Origin of the sequence: Enterobacter cloacae complex sp. 677-3DZ2D5B, from assembly GCF_004136695.1 — a bacterium.
GTDB lineage: Bacteria > Pseudomonadota > Gammaproteobacteria > Enterobacterales > Enterobacteriaceae > Enterobacter > Enterobacter hormaechei_C.
In genome coordinates this window covers 578,917-598,863 of sequence record NZ_QFLS01000001.1, presented here as the reverse complement: position 1 = coordinate 598,863, position 19,947 = coordinate 578,917, and the positions used below count along the sequence as shown (strand labels likewise).

Annotated in this window: 18 protein-coding genes; 9 read left to right on the top strand and 9 right to left on the bottom strand. The window is 55.8% G+C overall.

The window, feature by feature from the left end; genetic code table 11:
• The first annotated feature begins 28 nt into the window (after positions 1 to 28).
• A complete protein-coding gene (locus DD597_RS02960; protein WP_129255943.1) occupies positions 29 to 1,150 on the top strand; it encodes a cupin domain-containing protein in 1,122 nt (373 codons plus the stop codon).
• An 88-nt stretch (positions 1,151 to 1,238) separates the two neighbouring features.
• Here DD597_RS02960 and DD597_RS02955 read toward each other — a convergent pair whose 3' ends face one another.
• The gene (locus DD597_RS02955) at positions 1,239 to 1,730 is read right to left on the bottom strand and encodes a transposase (RefSeq protein ID WP_129255942.1); all 492 of its coding nucleotides are present in this window, start codon (positions 1,728 to 1,730) and stop codon (positions 1,239 to 1,241) included.
• A gap of 98 nt (positions 1,731 to 1,828) precedes the next feature.
• Positions 1,829 to 3,052 (bottom strand): peptidase T, encoded by a 1,224-nt coding sequence (gene pepT, locus DD597_RS02950; RefSeq protein ID WP_023315823.1) that lies wholly within the window; start codon positions 3,050 to 3,052, stop codon positions 1,829 to 1,831.
• Positions 3,053 to 3,289: 237 nt separating this feature from the next.
• Between pepT and potA the strand changes: the two genes are divergently transcribed.
• From potA to potD, 4 genes are read left to right on the top strand one after another with little or no spacing between them, the layout of a single operon-like run.
• Positions 3,290 to 4,438: a spermidine/putrescine ABC transporter ATP-binding protein PotA gene (potA, locus tag DD597_RS02945; RefSeq protein WP_171854206.1), complete on the top strand. Its 1,149-nt coding sequence runs from the start codon at positions 3,290 to 3,292 to the stop codon at positions 4,436 to 4,438.
• Entirely contained in the window at positions 4,422 to 5,279 is an 858-nt protein-coding gene (gene potB, locus DD597_RS02940) for a spermidine/putrescine ABC transporter permease PotB (protein ID WP_017693625.1), read from the top strand. The genes potA and potB overlap by 17 nt, the downstream gene beginning before the upstream one ends.
• Positions 5,276 to 6,067 carry a spermidine/putrescine ABC transporter permease PotC gene (potC, locus tag DD597_RS02935; RefSeq protein WP_015570805.1) on the top strand — a complete coding sequence of 264 codons (792 nt, stop codon included), beginning with the start codon at positions 5,276 to 5,278 and terminating at the stop codon, positions 6,065 to 6,067. Before potB ends, potC begins: the two co-directional genes overlap by 4 nt.
• Entirely contained in the window at positions 6,064 to 7,098 is a 1,035-nt protein-coding gene (gene potD, locus DD597_RS02930; protein WP_022650796.1) for a spermidine/putrescine ABC transporter substrate-binding protein PotD, read from the top strand. Before potC ends, potD begins: the two co-directional genes overlap by 4 nt.
• Positions 7,099 to 7,132: 34 nt before the next feature.
• On the opposite strand, the gene cobB is transcribed toward potD, so the two are convergent.
• From cobB to lolC, 5 genes are read right to left on the bottom strand one after another with little or no spacing between them, the layout of a single operon-like run.
• Positions 7,133 to 7,954, bottom strand: coding sequence for a Sir2 family NAD+-dependent deacetylase (gene cobB / locus DD597_RS02925; protein WP_003857915.1), 822 nt, complete (start codon positions 7,952 to 7,954; stop codon positions 7,133 to 7,135).
• Positions 7,955 to 7,968: 14 nt separating this feature from the next.
• Complete coding sequence (gene nagK, locus DD597_RS02920; RefSeq protein ID WP_022650795.1) at positions 7,969 to 8,880, bottom strand: N-acetylglucosamine kinase; 912 nt, start codon at positions 8,878 to 8,880, stop codon at positions 7,969 to 7,971.
• Positions 8,881 to 8,934: 54 nt separating this feature from the next.
• A complete protein-coding gene (lolE, locus tag DD597_RS02915) occupies positions 8,935 to 10,179 on the bottom strand; it encodes a lipoprotein-releasing ABC transporter permease subunit LolE (protein ID WP_003857918.1) in 1,245 nt (414 codons plus the stop codon).
• Positions 10,179 to 10,880: a lipoprotein-releasing ABC transporter ATP-binding protein LolD gene (lolD, locus tag DD597_RS02910; RefSeq protein WP_015570809.1), complete on the bottom strand. Its 702-nt coding sequence runs from the start codon at positions 10,878 to 10,880 to the stop codon at positions 10,179 to 10,181. Before lolD ends, lolE begins: the two co-directional genes overlap by 1 nt.
• A complete protein-coding gene (lolC, locus tag DD597_RS02905) occupies positions 10,873 to 12,072 on the bottom strand; it encodes a lipoprotein-releasing ABC transporter permease subunit LolC (RefSeq protein ID WP_017384712.1) in 1,200 nt (399 codons plus the stop codon). Before lolC ends, lolD begins: the two co-directional genes overlap by 8 nt.
• 256 nt (positions 12,073 to 12,328) lie before the next feature.
• On the opposite strand from lolC, the gene DD597_RS02900 reads away from it, so the two are divergent.
• The 3 genes from DD597_RS02900 (at position 12,329) to DD597_RS02890 (ending at position 18,104) form a co-directional block, all read left to right on the top strand.
• On the top strand, positions 12,329 to 13,402 hold the full coding sequence (locus tag DD597_RS02900) for an acyltransferase family protein (protein WP_129255941.1): 1,074 nt from the start codon (positions 12,329 to 12,331) through the stop codon (positions 13,400 to 13,402).
• A 145-nt stretch (positions 13,403 to 13,547) separates the two neighbouring features.
• Positions 13,548 to 16,994, top strand: coding sequence for a transcription-repair coupling factor (gene mfd, locus DD597_RS02895; protein WP_129255940.1), 3,447 nt, complete (start codon positions 13,548 to 13,550; stop codon positions 16,992 to 16,994).
• A 144-nt stretch (positions 16,995 to 17,138) separates the two neighbouring features.
• A complete protein-coding gene (locus DD597_RS02890) occupies positions 17,139 to 18,104 on the top strand; it encodes a L,D-transpeptidase family protein (RefSeq protein WP_022650791.1) in 966 nt (321 codons plus the stop codon).
• A gap of 77 nt (positions 18,105 to 18,181) precedes the next feature.
• Here the strand turns inward: DD597_RS02890 and bhsA are convergent, their stop codons facing one another.
• Positions 18,182 to 18,439 carry a multiple stress resistance protein BhsA gene (gene bhsA / locus DD597_RS02885; RefSeq protein WP_006809234.1) on the bottom strand — a complete coding sequence of 86 codons (258 nt, stop codon included), beginning with the start codon at positions 18,437 to 18,439 and terminating at the stop codon, positions 18,182 to 18,184.
• Between the two features lie 245 nt (positions 18,440 to 18,684).
• Between bhsA and DD597_RS02880 the strand changes: the two genes are divergently transcribed.
• Positions 18,685 to 19,320 (top strand): TetR/AcrR family transcriptional regulator, encoded by a 636-nt coding sequence (locus DD597_RS02880; RefSeq protein ID WP_129255939.1) that lies wholly within the window; start codon positions 18,685 to 18,687, stop codon positions 19,318 to 19,320.
• A 59-nt stretch (positions 19,321 to 19,379) separates the two neighbouring features.
• Here DD597_RS02880 and DD597_RS02875 read toward each other — a convergent pair whose 3' ends face one another.
• Positions 19,380 to 19,919, bottom strand: a complete 540-nt coding sequence (locus tag DD597_RS02875; RefSeq protein ID WP_017384715.1) for a glycine zipper 2TM domain-containing protein — start codon at positions 19,917 to 19,919, stop codon at positions 19,380 to 19,382.
• Positions 19,920 to 19,947 lie beyond the last annotated feature (28 nt).

Below are 19,947 nucleotides of genomic sequence, written 5' to 3'. Positions count from 1 at the left end.
TCAGTAAGAGCCTGCGGAATACATAAATATGGATTATCAATTAACGCTTAACTGGCCCGACTTTATTGAACGTTACTGGCAAAAACGCCCGGTCGTTCTTAAACGCGGGATCAGCAATTTTATCGACCCTATTTCTCCTGACGAACTCGCTGGTCTGGCGATGGAAAACGAGGTAGACAGCCGTCTGGTAAGCCACCAGGACGGGAAATGGCAGGTCAGCCACGGTCCCTTTGAAAGCTACGATCACCTGGGCGAAAACAACTGGTCTTTACTGGTGCAGGCGGTCAACAACTGGCACGAACCTACCGCAGCCTTAATGCGTCCCTTCCGCGCCCTGCCAGACTGGCGAATGGACGATCTGATGATCTCCTTCTCCGTTCCCGGTGGCGGCGTGGGTCCGCATCTGGATCAGTACGACGTGTTTATCATTCAGGGTACCGGTCGCCGTCGCTGGCGCGTGGGCGAAAAAGTGCCAATGAAACAGCACTGCCCGCACCCGGATCTGCTCCAGGTTGATCCGTTTGAAGGGATCATTGATGAAGAGCTGGAGCCAGGTGACATTCTTTATATCCCACCGGGCTTCCCGCATGAAGGTTATTCCCTGGAAAACTCGCTGAACTATTCGGTTGGTTTCCGCGCGCCAAGCGGGCGCGAGATGATCAGCGGATTTGCTGACTATGTTTTACAGCGTGAGCTGGGCAGTTACCGTTACAGCGATCCGGACGTTCCGGCGCGTGAGCATCCGGCGGATATTCTGCCAGAGGAGCTGGATAAGCTGCGCGGGATGATGCTGGATCTGATCAACGAACCGGAGCACTTCAGACAGTGGTTTGGCGAGTTTATCAGCCAGTCGCTTCACGAACTGGACGTCGCACCGCCAGAGCCGCCTTATCAGGCAGATGAAATTTATGATGCGCTCCAGCAGGGCGATAAGCTGGTTCGTCTGGGCGGATTACGTGTACTGCGCATTGGCGAAGAGGTATTCGTCAACGGCGAGCGCCTGGACTCTCCGCATCGCCCGGCGCTGGAAGCAATTGCCAGCCATATGGTGCTGACTGCGGATACCTTTGGCGACGCGCTGGACGATCCCTCCTTCCTCGCCATGCTGGCCGCGCTGGTTAACAGCGGGTACTGGTTTTTTGAGGACTGAACCGCTTTAATGCCCGGTGGCGCTGCGCTTACCGGGCCTACGATCGAAATGTAGGCCGGGTAAGGCGTAGCCGCCACCCGGCTTTGTTTTACTTCCGCCCCCCCGCCGCAAAATCCTCAATCTCACCCGCCCAGTCTGCCGGATATAACCCCTCCCGCACGTCCCGATGAAACGTTGAATAGGGCCAGTCGACGACTTTCCCGACATAGCCATGCTTCAGCGGATTGATGTAGACGTAATCCATATGCCGCCGATAATCCTGCTCATTGCGAATGGTGTGCTCCCAGAAACGCGGTTGCCAGACGTGGCGCAGCTCAATGTTGCGGCTAAACGTTTTTTTGATGTCGCGCCAGCGCGCTGAAAAGTCGCTGTCCCCTTCCGGCAGGGTCCAGATACAGTGCATATGTTCAGGCAGGATAACCCAGGCGTTAATGGTGAAGGGCTTCGCACGCTTAACCGTGGCGGTAGCGGAACGCAGGCTGTCGATGTGGCGAGTAAGTAAATCGCTCTGGCGGTTTTGCAGATTGACGGTGAAAAACCAAGTCCCACCGGGGATGTAGTAGCGGCGGTAGTTTGACATTTGAACTCCCTGTTCATGTGCCGGGTGGCGGCTACGCCTTACCCGGCCTACATATTGCACCTGTAGGCCCGGTAAGCGAAGCGCCACCGGGCATTTTCTTACCGCTTCGCGGTTAACTCCGCTATCCGCACAATCACCTGCACCGCTTTCTCCATCCCTTCCAGCGTCACGAACTCATGCTTGCCGTGGTAGTTATATCCACCGGTAAACAGGTTCGGGCACGGCAGGCCCATAAACGACAGCTGTGAACCATCGGTTCCACCACGGATCGGTTTCATCACCGGCTCGATGTCACAATCGCGCATCGCCTGCTGGGCGATATCAAGAATGTGCGGATGTTCCATCACCTTCTCGCGCATATTGTAATAGCTGTCTTCGATGATGAGCTCAATATAGCAATCCGGATGTAGCCCCTTGCCGACTTTTTTCGCGATCTCCATCATCTTACGCTTGCGCGCTTCAAAGGCTTTGCGGTCGAAATCGCGGACAATATAGTGCATCTGCGCGCTGTCCACGGTCCCCTTGATGCTGGTCAGATGATAAAAACCCTCATACCCTTCCGTCATCTCCGGGCTCTCTTCGGCGGGCACTTCCGCATGAATACGCGCAGCCAGCGACAGTGCATTCACCATCACTCCTTTCGCAGAGCCCGGGTGCACGTTATTCCCGACGATTTTGATCGTTACCGATGCCGCGTTGAAGTTTTCATACTCAAGTTCACCCACGCCGCCACCGTCAACGGTGTAGGCCCATTGCGCGTTAAACGCCTCAACGTCAAAGTGTTTCGCGCCTTTTCCAACCTCTTCATCCGGCGTGAAGGCCACGCGGATATCGCCATGCGGGATATTTTTGCCCTTCAGCACCGCCAGCGCCGTCATGATCTCGGCGATGCCCGCTTTGTCATCGGCCCCCAGCAAGGTTTTGCCGTCGGTGGTGATTAACGTCTGCCCCAGCAGCTGATGCAGTACCGGGAACATCACTGGCGACAGCACTTCGTCGCCAATGCCCAGTGCTATATCACCGCCGCGGTAGTTTTCAACAATCTGCGGATTAACGTGTTTACCGCTAAAATCAGGTGAGGTATCGACATGAGAAATAAAGCCAATTGCCGGGATATCGCCGTCAATATTCGCCGGCAGCGTTCCCATCACGGTCCCTTTTTCGCTGAGCGTGACGTCAACCAACCCCATAGCCTCCATCTGCTCTTTCAGCAGATTTAGCAGCTTCCACTGGCCTTCGGTGCTTGGCACCTGTCGGACCCCCGGCTTAGATTGGGTATCCAGCGAAACGTAATGTAAGAAACGCTCAAGTAGTTTATCCATGCAGTCACCCTCACTTTTTGTGACAACATTATCATTAAGCAGCAAAACGCAAATATTGCGTCAGGTCACTTTTATCCCGCAAACGAGAACTTTTTACGTTTATATCGTTCTGCGTTAATAAATGTAGCTTATGAATAAGTGAGAAGGATTGGCGATTCAATGGGTTTGCCGTAGAATGTCCGCCCTCATTACGAGTCACCAAGGTGGTTACACACAAACCCCGCTTCAGTCTGCTGCCTGAGGCGTCTATATGGGACAGCGCGAAAATTGAATACACAACCCCGTTCCCTTTCACCGCTGGTGCAACTGGAACGAATTCGTAAAAGTTTCGATGGCAAAGATGTCATTTCCGACCTTAATCTGACCATCAATGACGGTGAGTTTCTCACGCTGCTCGGCCCCTCCGGCTGCGGCAAAACCACCGTCCTGCGCCTTATCGCCGGGCTGGAAAGCGTCGATAACGGCCATATCCATCTTGAGAACCAGGACATTACCCAGGTTCCTGCCGAAGATCGCCACGTCAATACCGTCTTTCAGAGCTATGCCCTGTTCCCGCACATGACCGTGTTTGAGAACGTGGCGTTTGGCCTGCGGATGCAAAAAACACCGGCCAGCGAGATCCCGCCTCGGGTTACCGAAGCCCTGCGCATGGTGCAGCTGGAGGCATTCGCCCAGCGCAAGCCTCATCAACTTTCCGGTGGTCAGCAGCAGCGTGTGGCCATTGCCCGCGCCGTGGTCAACAAACCTCGCCTGCTCCTGCTGGATGAATCCCTTTCCGCGCTGGACTACAAGCTGCGCAAGCAGATGCAGAACGAGCTTAAAGCACTTCAGCGTAAGCTCGGCATTACGTTCGTGTTTGTCACGCACGATCAGGAAGAAGCCCTGACCATGTCAGACCGTATCGTGGTGATGCGCGACGGCAAGATTGAGCAGGATGGCACCCCGCGTGAAATTTACGAAGAGCCGAAAAACCTGTTCGTCGCCAGCTTCATTGGTGAAATCAATATTTTCAACGCCACGGTGATTGAGCGTCTGGACGAGCAGCGCGTGCGCGCGAGCGTGGAAGGCCGCGAATGCAACATCACGGTGAACTTTGCCGTGGAAAAGGGGCAAAGGCTCAACGTCCTGCTGCGTCCGGAAGATCTCCGCGTTGATGAGATCCACGACACGGCTGACGTCGAAGGTCTGATCGGTTACGTTCGCGAACGTAACTACAAAGGGATGACCCTCGAATCCGTGGTCGAACTGGAAAACGGCAAAATGGTGATGGTCAGCGAATTCTTTAACGAGGACGATCCGGACTTCGACCACTCGCTGGATCAGAAAATGGTCATCAACTGGGTAGAAAGCTGGGAGGTTGTACTGGCTGATGAAGAACACAAGTAAGTTCCAGAATGTGGTGATTGCCACGATCGTCGGTTGGCTTGTGTTGTTTGTCTTTCTTCCCAACCTGATGATCATCGTGACCAGCTTCCTGACCCGCGACGACGCGAACTTCGTGGCGATGGTCTTTACGCTGGACAACTACGCGCGCCTGCTCGATCCGCTCTATTTTGACGTGCTGCTGCACTCGCTCAATATGGCGCTGATTGCCACCCTCGCCTGCCTGGTACTGGGGTATCCGTTCGCCTGGTTCCTGGCCCGCCTGCCGCAAAAAGTGCGGCCGCTGCTGCTGTTTTTACTGATTGTGCCGTTCTGGACCAACTCGTTAATCCGCATCTACGGGCTGAAAATCTTCCTCAGCACCAAAGGTTATCTGAACGAGTTTCTGCTGTGGCTGGGGGTGATCGAGACGCCGATCCGCATCATGTTCACCCCGGGCGCGGTGATTGTCGGCCTGGTCTATATCCTGCTGCCGTTTATGGTGATGCCGCTCTACTCCAGCATTGAAAAGCTCGATAAACCGCTGCTGGAAGCAGCGAAAGACCTGGGCGCCAGTAAGTTACAAACCTTTGTCCGCATCATTATTCCGCTGACCATGCCGGGTATTATCGCCGGCTGTCTGCTGGTAATGCTGCCTGCGATGGGGCTGTTCTACGTCTCGGACCTGATGGGCGGGGCGAAAAACCTGCTGATCGGTAACGTGATTAAGAGCCAGTTCCTTAACATTCGCGACTGGCCGTTCGGCTCGGCCACCAGCATAACGCTGACGGTGGTGATGGGGCTGATGCTGCTGGTTTACTGGCGTGCCTCACGCCTGCTGAATAAGAAGGTGGAGCTGGAATGATCGGTCGACTGCTTCGCGGTGGTTTTATGACCGCCATTTATGCGTATCTTTATATTCCGATAATCATTTTGATCGTGAACTCCTTTAACAGCTCGCGCTTCGGGATCAACTGGCAAGGGTTTACCACCAAATGGTATGGACTGCTGATGAACAATGACAGCCTGCTACAGGCCGCTCAGCACTCGCTGACGATGGCGGTATTCTCTGCCACCTTCGCGACGCTGATTGGCTCGTTGACCGCCGTGGCGCTGTACCGCTACCGTTTTCGCGGTAAGCCGTTCGTCAGCGGTATGCTGTTTGTGGTGATGATGTCCCCGGACATCGTGATGGCCATTTCACTGCTGGTGCTGTTTATGCTGCTGGGCGTCCAGCTCGGTTTCTGGTCGCTGCTGTTCTCGCATATCACCTTCTGTCTGCCGTTTGTGGTGGTAACCGTCTACGCGCGTCTGAAAGGGTTCGACGTTCGCATGCTGGAAGCGGCGAAAGATCTGGGTGCCAGCGAGATGACCATTCTGCGCAAAATCATTCTGCCGCTGGCGATGCCCGCCGTGGCAGCAGGATGGCTGCTCAGCTTTACCCTGTCGATGGACGACGTGGTCGTGTCCTCCTTCGTCACCGGGCCGAGCTATGAAATTCTGCCGTTGAAGATCTACTCAATGGTTAAAGTCGGTGTTTCACCCGAAGTGAACGCGCTGGCGACTATTCTGTTGGTGTTATCGCTGGTTCTGGTGATTGCCAGCCAGGTTATTGCTCGTGATAAAACAAAATCTCAGGGGACACAGAAATGAAAAAAATGCTTGCCGCTGCGGCACTGGTGCTCGGAATGGGCGCTGCGCATGCTGATGACAGCAAAACGCTCTATTTCTACAACTGGACCGAGTATGTGCCGCCGGGCCTGCTGGAGCAGTTCACCAAAGAGACAGGCATCAAGGTGATCTATTCGACCTACGAGTCGAATGAAACCATGTACGCCAAGCTCAAAACCTATAAAGATGGCGCGTATGACCTGGTGGTGCCGTCGACCTATTTCGTCGACAAGATGCGCAAAGAAGGCATGATCCAGAAGATCGACAAAACGAAGCTAACCAATTTTTCTAACCTCGATCCTGAGATGCTAAACAAGCCGTTCGACCCGAACAACGACTACTCCATTCCGTACATCTGGGGCGCGACGGCAATTGGCATCAACAGCGATGCCATTGATCCCAAAACGGTTTCATCCTGGGCTGACCTGTGGAAGCCGGAATACAAAAGCAGCCTGCTGTTAACCGACGATGCGCGCGAAGTGTTCCAGGTGGCGCTGCGTAAACTCGGCTATTCCGGCAACACCACCGATCCGAAAGAAATCGAAGCAGCGTATAACGAACTGAAAAAGCTGATGCCAAACGTGGCGGCGTTCAACTCGGATAACCCGGCTAACCCGTATATGGAAGGTGAAGTGAATCTGGGGATGGTCTGGAACGGCTCTGCGTTTGTGGCGCGTCAGGCCGGGACGCCGCTTGAGGTGGTCTGGCCGAAAGAGGGCGGCATCTTCTGGATGGACAGCCTCGCGATCCCGGCGAATGCGAAAAACGTCGAGGGTGCCCTGAAGCTGATCAACTTCCTGCTGCGCCCGGATGTGGCAAAAGAGGTGGCGGAAACTATCGGCTACCCGACGCCAAACCTGGCCGCACGGAAGCTTTTAAGCCCTGAAGTGGCAAATGATAAATCGCTTTATCCGGACGCTGAAACCATCAGCAAAGGGGAATGGCAGAACGACGTCGGTGACGCGAGCCGCCTGTATGAAGAATATTATCAGAAGCTAAAAGCAGGCCGTTAATGCATAACGGGCGACGCAATGTCGCCCGTTACTCTTATAGCCCCTTCAGGAATTTATCCACAAAGGCTGGCACCACCTCGCTCGCCAGACCGTAATGTTTCTCTTCAAACTCACTCCCGACCTGGCTTGGCTCCAGATTAAGCTCCACCGTATGGGCACCTTGAAGTCGCGCTTCGTGAACAAATCCCGCCGCCGGATAGACATGTCCTGAAGTACCAATGGCGATAAAGACGTCCGCCATGGCCAGGGCGCTGTAGATCTCATCCATTCCCAGCGGCATTTCGCCAAACCAGACCACATGCGGACGCAGACGCGAAGGGAACTGACAGCAGTGGCAGCGGTCTTCGTCCAGCACGTCCTCTTTCCACTCCAGCACCTGACCACTCCATGCGCACCGCACCTTGAGCAGTTCGCCGTGCATGTGAATGATGTTGTGGTTTCCGGCCCTTTCGTGAAGATTGTCGATGTTCTGCGTGACCAGCAGAAAACGATCCCCCAGCGCTTCCTCCAGCTTTGCCAGCGCCAGGTGCGCCGCATTCGGCGCAATCTCCGGCTGCTGAAGCTGGCGACGGCGGGCGTTGTAGAACGCCTGCACCAGCGCCGGGTCGCGGGCGAAACCTTCCGGCGTCGCCACATCTTCAACTCGGTGTTCTTCCCACAGTCCATCCGCTGCGCGGAAAGTCTGAATACCGGATTCGGCGGAGATCCCCGCCCCGGTCAACACCACCACTCTGGGTTTATCCATCGCTTCTGGCATCATCCTGTCTCTGAAAAAGATCCGCTGACGCAGGCGTTCACGTAAGCGGCGTTTATTTTTGCGAAAACGGCTGAGTCGACCCTGGCGACGCGACAGCATAATAACCTCGTAAACTAATCGGTGAGATGAAGGAATGCGGCTCCGCGCATGCCTCCTGCGTCCCCGTGTCGCGCACGCTCAATGCGCGGCACGCGGGCGACCGGCAATAAATGTCGGGTCAGACGCCCGGACAACTGTTCCGTAATCGCAGTGAAATTTGACAGCCCTCCCCCGATCACCAGCAGATCCGGATCGACGATAGTCAGGATATTCCCCAGACACACCGCCAGCAGATCCAGATAGCGCTCGACGTGCTCACGCGCCTGCGCATCCCCCTGCTCCCACAGGGTAATGATTTGAGGGGCCTCAAGTTTCTGATGATAGAAGTGTTCGTAAAGCCATGCAAACCCGCGGCCTGATAGGTAGTTCTCAATACAGCCGTGCTGCCCACAGCCGCAGCGGGTCAGCGGGAAATCACGTCCGACGACCTCCAGAGCATCCACCGGCAGGCGGATATGGCCAAATTCGCCGGTGATGTAGCTGCGCCCGGTAATGGGCTTACCGTTAATGACAATCCCGCCACCGACGCCCGTTCCGAGGATCAGCCCCATCACCAGCGGGAAGCGACGGAATTCATCATCCCAGGCTTCAGAGAGCGCGAAGCAGTTGGCATCGTTATCTAAACGCACGTCGCGTTCTAGGAGCGCGGAGAGATCGGCGCGAAGGGGTTTGCCGCTGGCGGCAGGCACGTTGGCCGCGTACAGCGTGCCGTCGTCGGTTTCGGGCATACCCGGAATACCAATGCCAACGCTGCCTTTGACGCCAAAGCGTTCATCCGCTTGCGCCACCAGCGCGGCAATGGCGGTTAAAAATTCATCGTAGCTTTCGCGCGGCGTGGGGACGCGGGTTTCCCATTGTAGCTTAAGGTCTTTATCGAACACGCCGAGCGCAATCTTGGTGCCGCCAATATCAAATCCGTAATACATGATGCATTCCTCTGTTTGATTCAGCGGCCAAAAGACCGCTAAACCATGACGAAATTACTGGCCACTTAATACCCTCGCCGGATCAATTCGGCTAGCGCGACGCGCCGGATACCAGCTTGCCAGCAGACTCAGTAAAAGTGCTGTAACCAGCACATAAATAACGTCCAGCCAGTGCAGTTCAGACGGCAGGAAGTCGATAAAATAGATATCGCCTGACAGGAACTGATGGCCAATAAGCGCTTCAATCCCGTTGATAATCGGCGTCAGCTGAAGGGAAACCACCACGCCGATCGCCACGCCGCAGAGGCTGCCAAACAGCCCCGCCAGTAAACCGTACCAGACGAAGATGGCGCGAATAAGACCGTCTTTCGCCCCTAAGGTACGCAGCACGGCGATGTCGCCGCTCTTATCCTTAACGGCCATCACCAGCGTCGAGACGATATTAAAACACGCCACCCCAATCACCAGCACCATCGCCAGATACATAATCGCGCGGATCATCTGGATATCACGATACATATACCCGTAAGTGCCGATCCAGCTTTTGATGTAGACATAGTTATTCGTCACGCTGCCAGCGTCACGCACCAGTTTATTGGCGTTGAAGACGTCGTTAACCTTAATGGCAATGCCCGTCACGCTGTCGCTCATATCCAGATACTGGCGTGCATCTTCCAGCGGCACCATCGCGAAGCTGTGATCGAGCTGGCCGCTCAGCTGCAAAATACCGGTGACGTGCAGACGTACGCGCTTAGGCTGCTGCAATTTGTGATCAGCGCTGGCGTTCGGGATCATGATCGAGACCCAGTCGCCCTGCTTCACCTTCAGCGCATCGGCAACGCCTTTGCCCATGATAATCTGCTGCTCGCCGGCCTTAAAGTTTGCCCATGCGCCATTTTGCACATAGCGCGGCAGCGCGCTCAGACGCTCTTCCTGACGAGGATTTACCCCTTTCACCTGAATGGCGCGCAGGTTTACCCCGCTCTCTACCAGCCCGGTAAAGTTAATGTAAGGTGCAGCCGCCGCAATACCGGGCACCTTTTCCACTTTGTTCAGGGCATCCTGCCAGTTGGACCACGGCTGGTTAACCGGCTCGATTTCACCGTGAGGGACAACGGCCAGAATGCGGTTATTCAGTTCACGCTCAAAGCCATTCATGGCGCTTAAGCCCACAATCAGCACCGCCACGCCCAGGGCGATACCGATGGTGGAGATCACGGAGATAAGGGAAACCATCCCGCTCCGGCGACGACCGCGGCTAAAGCGTAACCCGATGAGTAACGATAACGGTGAAGCCATTACTCCGCTCCCATCAGCGTCAGTTCAGCATTCAGACGACCGTCGCGCATTTCCAGCTGACGCCCCATCCGCTTAGCCAGTTGTAAATCGTGGGTGACCACCAGAAACGCGGTTCCCTGCGCGGCGTTCAGTTCGCCGAGAAGCTGGAAAATGCTGTCTGCGTTACGCGCATCGAGGTTACCTGTCGGTTCATCCGCCAGCACCAGGCGCGGGTTGTTGACCAGCGCACGGGCGATGGCCACACGCTGACGCTCACCGCCGGAAAGCTCAGACGGACGGTGATTCCCGCGATGACCCAGCCCTACCGCTTTTAGCATGTCGCTGGCGCGGGCATTAATTTCCGCGGGTTTCTTTTTACCAATCAGCAGCGGCATTGCGACGTTTTCCAGCGCCGTAAAGTCCGGCAGCAGATGGTGGAACTGGTAGATAAAACCCAGCTCACGGTTACGCAGCTCGGCTTTCGCCGTAGACGACATTTTACTCAGCGGCTGCCCGGAGAAGATCACATCGCCTTCGGTTGGCGTGTCCAGCCCGCCAAGCAGGTGCAACAGCGTACTTTTACCGGAGCCGGAGCTGCCGACAATCGCCATCATCTCGCCTTCGCCCACGCTAAAACTCACATTGTGCAACACGTCGGTCTGCACAGTGCCTTCCTGATAGCGTTTGGACAGGTTGTCGCACTGCAACAGGATCTTATTCATAACGTAAAGCCTCAGCGGGTTGAGTGGCGGCAGCCCGCCAGGAAGGATAAAGCGTAGAAAGCAGCGCAATGGCCATCGCGGCCAGCGCAATACCGACCACCTGGAGCGGCTCGATAGCCACCGGCAGCGCCGCGCCATCAAGCAGCGCGCCGATAATCGGCATGAGATTGTTGAGCTGGCTGGCGAGCAGCGCCCCCAGCGCCGCGCCGAGCAGCGCGCCGATGATGCCGGCGCTGGCACCCTGGACCATAAATACCGCCATGATCTGGCGCGGAGTCAGCCCCTGGGTTTGCAGAATGGCGACTTCGCCTTGCTTCTCCATCACCATCAGCCCGAGCGAGGTGATGATATTAAACGCGGCAACGGCCACGATCAGGCTCAGCAGCAGCCCCATCATGTTTTTCTCCATGCGCACGGCCTGGAACAGTTCGCCTTTCCGGTCGCGCCAGTCCTGCCATTTCGTCCCTTCCGGTAACGTCTGCTGGCTAAGGGTATCCACCTTCAGCGGCGCATCAAGCCACAGACGCCAGCCGGTAATATTTCCCGCGGGGTAGCGCATCAGACGCGAGGCGTCCTGAATGTTCACCAGCATCTGGTAACCATCAACTTCGCTGTTCGCCGCAAACGTGCCAATCACGTTGAACAGGCGCTGGCTTGGCAGACGCCCCATCGGCGTAAACTGACTGGCTGACGGCACCATCACGCGCAGCTGATCGCCACGGTTGACCCCGAGCTGCCCGGCAAGCTGCTCGCCGAGGATGACGTTGTATTTACCCGCTTCCAGGTCGGTTTGTTTCACATTGACCAGGAACGGCGTCAGCGGATCTTTTTGCGCGGGATCGATACCCAGCATCACCCCGACCGCCACGCTACGGGCGCTTTGCAGCACCACATCGCCCGTCGTGAGCGGCGCAACGCGCGTGACACCCTGTAACTTCACCGCGCTTTCCGGCAGCTGTTGCGGATTAACGGAACCCTGAGTGGAAGAGAGAACGGCCTGCGGCATGAGCCCCAGGATATTGTTTTGCAGCTCGCGCTCGAAGCCGTTCATGACGGAAAGCACCGTCACCAGTGCCATCACGCCAAGCGTAATGCCAATAGTCGAAAGCCAGGAGACAAAGCGACCGAAGCGGTCCGCGGCGCGCCCACGCATGTAACGTAAGCCTATAAAGAGTGCGACAGGTTGATACATGAAATCCGTCTGTTTGCTGATAGCAGACCCACGAGTATATAAGCGAATCCGTTAAGCGTAAATGACTGAAACCGTAAGATTCGGTAATCATTTTTCCGAAAAATTCAGATAAATCATCATGCTACTGACTGAACTTCCGCCAGACAGCCTCCACCTTTTCCGAAAATCGTCCTGATACAGACTGTTACCCATTACATCAGGGCTTCATTTTACAACAATCGGCGTTTCGTTTATGGCAACAAGGTCGTCACGCACCATGAAACAAAAAGCATTATGGATTAACCAGATAAAAGGCCTGTGCATCTGCCTGGTGGTAATTTACCACTCGGTGATCACCTTTTATCCTCACCTTGACGGGCTACAGCATCCGTTATCGGGCCTGCTCGCCAAATGCTGGGTCTACTTTAATCTTTACCTTGCCCCGTTCCGTATGCCGGTGTTTTTCTTTATCTCCGGCTATTTGATCCGTCGTTATATCGACGAGGTGAACTGGCGCACCAGTCTCGACAAGCGGATCTGGAGCATCGTCTGGGTTTTGGCCCTGTGGGGCGTCCTGCAATGGCAGGCGCTGACCCATCTGAATGCCTGGCTCGCCCCCGAGCGAGAACTGGCGACAGCATCCAATGCGGCCTACGCCGATTCCGTTTCAGGGTTTGTACTGGGAATGCTCACGGCCAGCACCAGCCTGTGGTATTTGTACGCGTTAGTGGTCTACTTTACGCTCTGTAAGCTGCTGAGCCGCTGGAAACTGCCGATGCTGGGGATTCTGGCGCTGGCAAGCATCGCAATCAACTTCCTGCCGTTACCGTGGTGGGGAATGAACAGCGTGGTGCGCAACATGATCTACTACAGCCTCGGCGCATGGTACGGCGCGCAGTTGATGGCATGGATGAAAGGGATGAATTTGCGCCGCAGCTGGCTGGTACTTCTCGCCTCTGGCGCGGTGTCGGTAGTGCTGTGGTTCGCTAATGTTCCTCTGCCGCTCTCACTGCTGTCGATCGTGGCCATCATGAAGCTCTTTTACAGCTTCGAGCAGCGTTATGCCGTTCATCCCAATAATCTGCTGAACGTCATCGGTTCAAACACCATCGCGATTTATACCACCCACCGCATTTTAATTGAGGCGTTTAGCCTGCTCCTGATTCGCGAAATGAATGCGGCGTACTGGCCGATCTGGGCGGAGTTAACGCTGATTCTGGTCTATCCGTTTATCAGCCTGCTCGTCTGCACGCTGGTTGGGCTGGGGGCACGTAAGCTCTCAACCGCCCTCTTTGGCGACCTTTTCTTCTCCCCTCCCGCGCGGCTTTCTCCACAGACTGCTACCCGTTAATCTCCTCGGCCCCCATCCGGGGGCACTTTCCCTCTTGTGCGGTTACGATTTGCTTATGCATAACGATCGAGGATAATAAAGACATTGCGTATCAGTGATATGCCCCAATACTGTTGGTATATCCCCAAGAGACTCTGACATAGCCATGCCTGAACACTATCGTTTTTCCTTGCCTGTAAAAGCAGGTGACCAACGCCAGCTGGGCGAACTGACAGGCGCGGCCTGCGCCACGCTGGTGGCGGAAATTGCCGAGCGGCATCCAGGGCCGGTGGTGCTGGTTGCCCCGGACATGCAAAACGCCCTGCGCCTGCACGACGAAATTCGTCAGTTCACCGACAGTCTGGTATTCAGCCTGGCCGACTGGGAAACGCTTCCCTACGACAGTTTCTCTCCGCACCAGGAGATCATCTCCTCGCGCCTGTCGACGCTTTATCAGCTCCCCACCATGCAGCGCGGCGTGCTGATTGTGCCGGTGAATACCCTGATGCAGCGCGTCTGCCCGCACAGCTATTTGCACGGCCATGCGCTGGTGATGAAAAAAGGCCAGCGCCTGTCGCGCGATGCCCTGCGCGTGCAGCTGGATGGAGCCGGCTATCGACATGTCGATCAGGTGATGGAGCACGGCGAATACGCGACGCGCGGTGCGCTGCTTGATCTCTATCCGATGGGCAGCGACCAGCCGTACCGTCTGGATTTCTTCGATGATGAGATCGACAGCCTGCGCGTGTTCGACGCCGACACCCAGCGCACGCTGGAGGAAGTGGACTCTATTAATCTGCTGCCCGCCCATGAGTTCCCGACGGATAAAACCGCCATCGAACTGTTCCGCAGCCAGTGGCGCGACAGGTTCGACGTGAAGCGTGATGCCGAACATATCTACCAGCAGGTCAGCAAAGGCACCCTTCCGGCCGGGATCGAGTACTGGCAGCCCCTGTTCTTTAACGAACCGCTGCCGGCGCTGTTCAGCTACTTCCCGGCAAATACGCTGATTGTTAACACCGGGGATATCGACGCCAGCGCCAGCCGCTTTGAAAGCGAAACGCGCGCCCGCTTTGAAAACCGGGGCGTTGACCCGATGCGTCCGCTGCTGCCGCCGGAACTGCTGTGGCTGCGTACCGACGAGCTCAACGCCGAGCTGAAACGCTGGCCGCGTATGCAGCTCAAAACCGATTCGCTTGCCGATAAGGCCGCCAACACTAACCTCGCCTTCCGGATGCTGCCTGACCTGGCCGTTCAGGCGCAGCAGAAATACCCGCTCGATAATCTGCGCAAGTTTCTTGAGTCCTTCACCGGGCCGGTGGTCTTCTCCGTTGAAAGTGAAGGTCGCCGTGAAGCGCTGGGCGAACTGCTGGGAAGGATCAAAGTCGCGCCAAAGCGTATTCTTCGCCTGAGCGAAGCGACCGGAAATGGCCGTTACCTGATGATCGGCGCCGCCGAACACGGATTCATTGATACGCTCAATAACCTGGCGTTGATATGTGAAAGCGACCTGCTGGGCGAGCGCGTCGCGCGCCGTCGTCAGGACAGCCGTCGCACCATCAACCCGGACACCCTGATCCGCAACCTGGCCGAACTGCACCCCGGTCAGCCGATTGTTCACCTGGAACACGGTGTGGGTCGCTATCAGGGGATGACTACCCTCGAAGCAGGTGGCATCAAAGGTGAATACCTGATGCTGACCTACGCTAACGACGCCAAGCTGTATGTTCCGGTGTCGTCCCTGCATCTGATCAGCCGCTACGCCGGGGGCGCGGAAGAGAATGCGCCGCTGCACAAGCTGGGCGGCGATGCCTGGGCGCGTGCACGCCAAAAAGCGGCGGAAAAAGTGCGCGACGTGGCCGCCGAGCTGCTGGATATTTACGCTCAGCGTGCGGCCAAAGAAGGGTATGCGTTTAAGCATGATAAAGAGCAGTACCAGCTGTTCTGCGACAGCTTCCCGTTTGAAACTACGCCGGATCAGGCCCAGGCCATCAACGCCGTGCTGAGCGACATGTGCCAGCCGCTGGCGATGGATCGCTTAGTCTGCGGCGACGTGGGCTTCGGTAAAACCGAGGTGGCGATGCGCGCCGCTTTCCTGGCGGTTGAGAACAACAAGCAGGTGGCGGTGCTGGTGCCGACCACCCTTCTTGCCCAGCAGCACTTCGACAACTTCCGCGACCGCTTCGCCAACTGGCCGGTACGTATCGAAATGTTGTCCCGCTTCCGCAGTGCCAAAGAGCAGACGCAGATCCTGGAACAGGCAAGTGAAGGCAAAATTGATATTCTGATCGGCACTCACAAGCTGCTGCAAAGTGACGTGAAGTGGAAAGATCTGGGGTTGCTGATCGTTGACGAAGAGCACCGCTTCGGGGTGCGCCACAAAGAGCGCATCAAAGCGATGCGCGCCAACGTCGACATTCTGACCCTGACCGCAACGCCGATCCCGCGCACCCTGAACATGGCGATGAGCGGCATGCGCGATCTGTCGATAATCGCTACCCCACCGGCGCGCCGTCTGGCGGTGAAAACCTTTGTTCGCGAGTACGACAATCTGGTGGTGCGCGAGGCGATCCTGCGTGAAGTGCTGCGCGGTGGCCAGGTCTATTACCTGTACAACGACGTTGAAAATATTCAGAAAGCCGCCGACAGGCTGGCAGAGCTGGTGCCGGAAGCGCGCATCGCCATTGGTCACGGCCAGATGCGCGAGCGCGAGCTGGAGCGGGTAATGAACGATTTCCACCACCAGCGCTTTAACGTGCTGGTGTGTACCACCATCATTGAGACCGGAATCGACATTCCGACGGCGAACACCATCATCATCGAACGGGCGGATCACTTCGGCCTAGCTCAGCTGCACCAGCTGCGCGGGCGGGTCGGGCGTTCGCACCATCAGGCCTACGCCTGGCTGCTGACGCCGCATCCGAAGGCAATGACCACCGACGCGCAAAAGCGTCTGGAAGCGATCGCCTCGCTGGAAGATCTGGGCGCTGGCTTTGCGCTGGCGACCCACGACCTGGAGATCCGCGGCGCCGGTGAGCTGCTGGGTGAAGACCAGAGCGGCTCCATGGAAACCATCGGTTTCTCGCTGTATATGGAGCTGCTGGAAAATGCCGTCGACGCGCTTAAAGCCGGACGTGAACCGTCTCTGGAAGATCTCACCAGCCAGCAGACCGAAGTGGAACTGCGCATGCCTTCCCTGCTGCCGGATGATTTTATTCCTGACGTGAATACCCGTCTGTCGTTCTACAAACGCATTGCCAGCGCGAAAAGCGAAGGCGAGCTGGAAGAGATCAAAGTCGAACTGATTGACCGTTTTGGGATATTGCCCGATGCGGCGCGCAACCTGCTGGATATTGCCCGCCTGCGTCAGCAGGCGCAGAAGCTGGGCATTCGCAAACTTGAAGGCAATGAGAAAGGCGGCGTAATTGAGTTTGCCGAAAAGAACCACGTCGATCCGATGTGGCTGATTGGCCTCCTGCAAAAACAGCCGCAGCATTTCCGTCTTGATGGCCCTACGCGTCTGAAATTTACTCAGGATCTGACGGAACGTAAAACCCGCATGGACTGGGTGCGTAACTTTATGCGTCAGTTGGAAGAGAACGCCATCGCATAACGGTTTCCCCCGCCAGCGCCCGGCTGGTGGGGGACAATTTACAAACTCTTTGCACTTCGCCCGATCTTCCCGACCATACATTCGCCATAATTATCATTAACGCCTTATAAAACAATAACCTTATCATTTGTATGGATTATGATAATGATGATTTCTTCGCGTTTTACCCGCTGGTTAACTCTGGTTGCGCTGGCCGCGACGGTTGCCGTCGCGCTCCCTGCTCGCGCCAATACCTGGCCTCTTCCGCCCGCCGGCAGCAACGTCGTAGGTGAAAACCGCTTTCATGTGGTTGAAAACGATGGCGGCTCGCTGGAAGCGATTGCCAAAAAATATAACGTCGGGTTCCTGGCGCTGTTGCAGGCCAACCCGGGCGTAGATCCGTACGTGCCCCGGGCGGGCAGCGTACTGACGATTCCGCTGCAAACCATCCTGCCGGACGCGCCGCGTCAGGGCATTGTGATTAACCTCGCCGAGCTACGTCTGTATTACTACCCGCCCGGCAAGAACGAAGTGACCGTCTACCCTATCGGTATTGGTCAACTGGGGGGCGATACGCTCACACCTACCATGGTCACCACCGTCTCTGATAAGCGCGCTAATCCTACCTGGACCCCGACGGCAAACATTCGCGCCCGTTATAAAGCTCAAGGTATCGACCTGCCCGCCGTGGTACCTGCTGGCCCGGATAATCCGATGGGGCATCATGCAATTCGCCTGGCGGCATATGGTGGGGTTTATCTTCTGCACGGAACGAATGCGGATTTCGGGATCGGGATGCGCGTCAGCTCCGGCTGCATTCGCCTGCGCGATGACGATATCAAAACGCTCTACCGCGTGATCGCCCCTGGCACGAAAGTGAATATCATTAATACGCCGATTAAAGTATCTGAAGAGCCAGGTGGCGTCCGTCTGGTTGAGATCCACCAGCCGCTATCGAAAAACATCAATGACGATCCGCAGACGTTGCCGATTAATCTGAATGCCTCGATGGTGAGCTTTAAAACGAATGCCAACACCGATGGCGCAGTGATGGAGCGGGCGATGGAAGCACGTTCGGGGATGCCAACCGATGTTACGCGGCATCATGAGGTTGCTCAGCAGTCAATGTAAAGCAGCAATAACGACAAACGCCCTGCATCAGCAGGGCGTTTTTTATTGCAGTGGCATAACGGAGGGTTGCGTTACGCTTATTTGTAGATAACTGCGGTACCGTGCAGGGTGTTAGGACCGGTCACAGAGGTGATGCGGAATGATTTCGCACCCATTTCGTCAGCTTTTTGCGCCAGCTGATCTTCCAGAGAGCCCAGGTTAGTCCCGGCAGTGGCAGAGATGGTACCGACTTTCTGCTGGTCTGCTGGAGTGGATTGCACTTCAACAGCAGCGAAGCTTGCGAAAGAGAGTGAACTCAGAACGGCGGCAGCGATGAGGGTTTTAACGTTTTTCATGATTTTATACCTTTAGGCAGATGATGTAGTGGTCGTTAGTTATTTAGTTAACGATCGATAGGTAAATGATAGATGTGATCCAGGTCACACGTCAACTCATTTTTATAATGGTCGTTAAATTAATTTCATTTGCCCTATATTACAAAAAGATAAAAATAAATTATTTTTCAGAAATCACCGCTGGTCGTTGCAGACGTTTATTTTTATAATGACTATTCAACAAAACAACAGAGGACCAACGGCACATGACAACCGATGTCACGCGTTGCGCAAAGAAAAGCCGTGGCCGACCAAAAGTGTTCGACAGGGATGCGGCGCTCGATAAGTCCATGACGCTCTTCTGGCAGCATGGGTATGAAGCCACGTCGCTTTCCGATCTCGTGGAAGCTACGGGTGCTAAAGCCCCTACCCTGTACGCAGAGTTCACCAACAAAGAAGGCTTATTCCGGGCCGTTCTGGACAGATACATCTCGCGCTTCGCGGCAAAACATGAAGCCCAGCTATTCTGTGAAGAAAAAACGGTTGAGCAGGCATTACAGGATTATTTCACGGCAATCGCGACCTGCTATACCAGCAAGGACACGCCTGCGGGGTGTTTTATGATCAACACCTCCGCGACCCTCGCGGCATCGTCTAAAGAGATTGCCAACACGGTCAAATCGCGACATGCGATGCAGGAGGAGACGCTCAGCACGTTTCTGGCTCAGCGTCAGCTGCGCGGCGAAATCCCGGCGCATTGCCGTCCGCAGGAGCTGGCCCAGTATCTGAGCTGTATTTTACAGGGGATGTCCATCAACGCCCGTGAAGGCGCGACGCTGGAAAAATTGCAGGGGATTACGCACACAACGCTGCGCCTGTGGCCTGAACTTCTTAAACTCTGACGCAAAAAAAAGCTCCTCAGCCTGAGCGCATGAGGAGCTAAGTTCAGAGAACATCTTTTTTACACTTTGTTATTCAGTATCAGCTGACCATTGCTGTCGAGAGGGATCTGCGTACCAGGATCTTTATCCATGCGGATTTTGCCTTGCTGATCGCCAATTTTGTAGGTTACGTCGTAGCCCAACATTTTTTCAGACTTGTCATACACGGTTTTACAGCGCTGCTGCGTTGTGGTGTAGGTATCATTTTCCTGCATCGCGCCCTGCACCTGGTTACCGGCATAACCGCCACCCAGCGCACCAACCACCGTCGCGACATCCTTACCACGGCCGCCACCAAACTGATGACCAATAACCCCACCAGCAACCGCGCCCAGCACGGAGCCAGCGATACGGTTTTCATCCTGAACCGGACGACGATGGGTGACAGAAACATTACGGCACTCCTGACGAGGCGTCTTGACCGTCTCTTTGATCGGTGTAGCGGAAACCACCTGCGCATACTGCGGGCCACGATCAAGTACGTTCAGACTGGCAACGGCAGCCACACCTAACGCAGCTGCGACGCCAATCCCTATACCCGCCAACATTGATTTATTCACGGGACTTCCTCCTTTGTTGCAATTGGTA